Here is a 3,630-nt window from a genome sequence, read left to right as displayed (position 1 = left end):
AGCCTTCTCTCTGTTGCTGGTTTGAATGCTTCTGATGATTACGCAAATTTTTTAACCAAAACCCTTTCTGGTAAGAGCGATAAGAGTTCTATCGTAAATGTTCTTGCGGACGATAGCAAAAATTTATTGGTCAGAACCCTAGATACAGACGAGCAATATAAAAAGTCTCTCATTAGTCCACGGTCGCTTGTTCGTGATAGCTCTACAACCCAACAGTTTTCAGGGAATAATGAGAATGCAGCCCCTGTTAATGTTTCTGACCTTTTGCGGGGTGGAACTGCAGGAATGCAACGTTCTCAAGATAACAATATTATTTTGGGTAGTGGGATTAATTATACAAAAAGCAAGTGGGGTGTTTTTATTGGTGACAATGTGGTTGGTAGTGCTGATGGGAGAGGTACATTCGGTTCTGTTGTTATCGGGTACAGTGCAAAAGCTGGTGATGGTTGGAGTACTGTTATTGGTTATATGGCAGAGTCACCTAAGGGCGCGTATGGTACTGTTGTTTTGGGGCGGGGAGCAAAAACGGAAGGCATTTTTGGCATTGCAATTGGTGGTGTTGGAACTGGTCCTGGATCTGGAATACAGGATATTGATGAAAAAAATAGAGTACTTGCAGCTGGTGATTATGCAATGGCTCTTGGTTACGGCGCAAAGAATTATGCAGAAAAGGGGATTGCTCTTGGTTACAATGCATCTGTAACAAAGGAGGCGCTGTATGGTATTGCTATAGGTAATCAGGCAAGTGGGACAGGTGAATCTAGTATTGCTATAGGTTCCATGTCTCACGCTTTGGGTCCAAGCAGTATCGCAATGGGTGTCAATTCTATAGTTTCTGTACAAGGTGGTGTTGCTATAGGAAGTGATACTATCGCTGATAGGGCTGCAGGTGTTTCAGGATATACTTCTTCGCTGCAGGGGGCGACAGAAAGCACTGAAGCGCAATGGAAAAGTAAGCAGGGTGCGGTTAGTGTTGGTAATAAAAGTACGGGCATGACGCGGCAGATTACAGGTGTAGCAGCTGGTAGTGAGCCTACTGATGCAGTAAATGTTGTACAGTTAAAAGACTTAGAAAGTGTCGTAAGAAATGGTGGTTGGAAACTATCTGTTGGGGGTAAGGATGATACGACCGTTATCATGGACAGCGCGGTAGATTTTTCCGCTGGAAGTACAAATCTTCAAATTAGCAAAGGCAAAGATAATAATATAAAATTTGATCTAGCTAAGGATATTGCAGTCAATAAAGTAACTGCAGGAAACAGTACCTTAGATGCAACGGGCTTAGTGATTTCTGGTGGACCGAAAATAACAACGGGTGGTATTGACGCTGGTAGTAAGAAGATAACAGGCATTCAAAATGGCGCACTCACAGCAGAATCGACCGAAGCGGTCAATGGTTCCCAACTTTTGGCAACAAATACTGAAATTAATGAAGTAAGAGACAGTATTCTTGTTAAGCAAGTAGCAGAGATGGCTTTGACGCGCAGTCTCCGTGATGGAGGAACGGGCCTTATCACTATTGGTAAGGGAACAGGTGGTACCGAAATCAGTATTCTAAATAAGGATAATGGAGGGCGGAAACTTTCCGGTCTACTTGGCGGGACAATCAATGAAAATTCAGACGAAGCTGTAAGTGGTTCTCAGCTTCATACCCTAGGGAGCAGTGTTGCATCTTATTTCGGTGGTGGTGCTGACTTTGGAAATGGAAACTCAGTAGGTCCTACTTTTAAGATTAAAACTTTCGATACTGATGGAGAGGAAAAAAGAGAGAGTTATCAGAATGTAGCGGATGCGTTTGAGGGTGTTAATACGGCTCTCACGACTGTTCAGGATAAATTGACTGAACAGGTTAATAATGTGATTACCAAAGTGGAAAGCGAAAGCTTTGTTCAGCAAGATAAGACAACGAGTCGTCTCACTATTGGTGCAAAAGTAGGTGGCGCAGAAATCAATATTGCAAATGAAAGCGGTGCGGATCGGATAATTTCTGGTGTTGGGGAAGCAAAGAACAATAATGACGCTGTTAACAAAAGCCAGCTTGATAAAGGTTTGAAGGATCTTTCTACCAGCCTTCAGTCAGATGACTCGGCTGTTGTTCATTACGATAAAACAGGTGATGAAACTGATTATACGAGTGTGACTTTAGGCAAAGGTAAGGATAAGGCAGCTGTTGGTCTTCATAATGTTGCCGATGGTCAGATTGCCAAGGGTTCACATGATGCAATCACGGGTGGACAGATTAATAAAATAGGTGAGGATGTAGCTAAGTTTTTAGGTGGAGAAGCATCCTTTAAAGATGGAGCTCTTACACAGCCAACGTATAAATTATCTTACATTGCTAAAGATGGAGTTGTAACAGAGAGTGCCTTTAAAGGTGTTGGAACCGCTTTTGCAGGTCTTGATGAGAATATCAAGAATGTGAATGCAAGGATTAAAGAGGTTTCTGAAGGAGTAGCACAGGATTCTTTGTTATGGAGCAAGGAAGCCGATGCCTTTGTAGCGCGTCATGAAAAGAGTAAAGAAGAAAAAGGCAGAGCTGTAAGGACACAAGAAAACAGTAGAATTACGTTCCTTGCAAATGGTGAGATTAGCGCTAAATCAACAGATGCTGTAACGGGTAGTCAGCTTTATTCGCTGAACGAACAACTTGCAACCTATTTTGGTGGTGGTGCTGGATATGATAAAGAGGGCAAATGGAAAGCACCGGATTTCAAGATCAAGCAGTTTGGTGAGGATGGTACTTCTTTTGACAAGAACTATACGAATGTAGCGGATGCACTTGCCGGTGTTGGAAGTTCTATCACGAATGTTCAGAATAAATTGACTGAACAGGTTAATAATGTGATTACCAAAGTGGAAAGCGAGAGCTTTGTTCAGCAAGACAAAACAACGCATCGTCTCACTATTGGTGCAAAAGTAGGTGGCGCAGAAATCAATATTGCAAATGAAAGCGGTGCGGATCGGATAATTTCTGGTGTTGGGGAAGCAAAGAACAATAATGACGCTGTTAACAAAAGCCAGCTTGATAGCAATATCAAGAATGTCAATGATAATGTAACAAATAAGTTTAGCGAACTTACTAAAAACATAACGAATATTACTCAGCAAGTTAAAGGTGATGCTTTATTATGGAACGATAAAGCTAATGCCTTTGTAGCACGTCATGAGAAGAAGCAAGAAGAAAAAGGCAAAGCTGTCAGGACACAAGAAAACAGTAGAATTACGTTCCTTGCAAATGGTGAGATTAGCGCTAATTCAACGGATGCTATCACGGGTGGTCAGCTTTATTCGCTGAACGAACAACTTGCAACCTATTTTGGTGGAGGTGCAGGTTATGATGAGCAAGGACAATGGACTGCTCCAAGTTTTAAGGTTAAGACAGTTAAGGATGATGGTAAATCTGAAGAGATAGACTATGGCAATGTGGCGGATGCTTTGGCTGGAGTTGGTAATTCTTTCACAAATATTAGAAATGAGATTAGCAAAGAGATTAATAATGAGATTACCAATGTGAAAGGTGATAGCCTTGTTAAGAAAGATCAAGCAACCAATCTTATCACTATTGGTAAAGAAGTAGAAGGCAGTGAAATCAACATAGCCAACAAGACTGGTACGGATCGGACACTTTCA

1 pseudogene is annotated in these 3,630 nt (G+C 41.7%); it reads left to right on the top strand.

The features are described from left to right. Positions 1-3,630, top strand: a pseudogene (locus ACFINI_RS09500) (hypothetical protein); the annotation flags it as partial.

The organism is Bartonella sp. AA56HLJMS (genome assembly GCF_042197145.1).
Taxonomy (GTDB): domain Bacteria; phylum Pseudomonadota; class Alphaproteobacteria; order Rhizobiales; family Rhizobiaceae; genus Bartonella.
Note: the sequence above shows the minus strand (reverse complement) of the source record. Positions and strands in the feature narration are given on the sequence as shown.